This window comes from Collinsella sp. Sow4_E3, assembly GCF_052116285.1.
Lineage (GTDB): Bacteria > Actinomycetota > Coriobacteriia > Coriobacteriales > Coriobacteriaceae > Collinsella.
Window position 1 is genome coordinate 1 of the sequence record NZ_JBQKLJ010000097.1, and the last position, 564, is coordinate 564.

The 564-nt window shown below is 64.2% G+C and carries 1 rRNA gene; it reads right to left on the reverse strand.

From position 1 onward, the window contains the following. Nucleotides 1-564, reverse strand: a 23S ribosomal RNA gene (locus ACTQ48_RS11440); the annotation flags it as partial.

Genomic DNA, 564 nt, shown 5'->3' on the forward strand with positions numbered 1-564 from the left:
ACCCACCTGTGTCGGTTTGCGGTACGGGCGCGCACGCGCCTGCCTAGGGGTTTTTCTAGGGACCTCGGGCTCACTCGCTTCGCTTAAGTGCTTCGTCCGGAGCCTCGCCCTTCTGCGGACCGGATTTCCCTGGTCCGCGGGCCGCGCTCCATCACGGGGACGTCCAGAACCCCGCCGAGCCACCCCCATCCGTCGCCCCGTCGGTCGTAGCGCCGCGTGCGCGGTGCAGGAATGTCTGCCTGCTGCGCGTCGGCTACGCCTCCCGGCCTCGCCTTAGCCCCCGACTGACCCTGGGAGGATTAGCCTTGCCCAGGAAACCTCGGGTTCACGGCGGACGAGTTACTCTCTCGTCTCTCGCTACTCATGCCAGCATTCTCACTCCCATGCGCTCCACCGTCGGTCGCCCTCCGGCTTCTCCGCCCATGGGAAGCTCCCCTACCGATTCTGAAAATCAAAATCCCGCCGCTTCGGTGTCCAGCTTAGCCCCGTGTATTGTCGGCGCATGTCCACTCGACCAGTGAGCTGTTACGCACTCTTTGAATGCATGGCTGCTTCTAAGCCAAC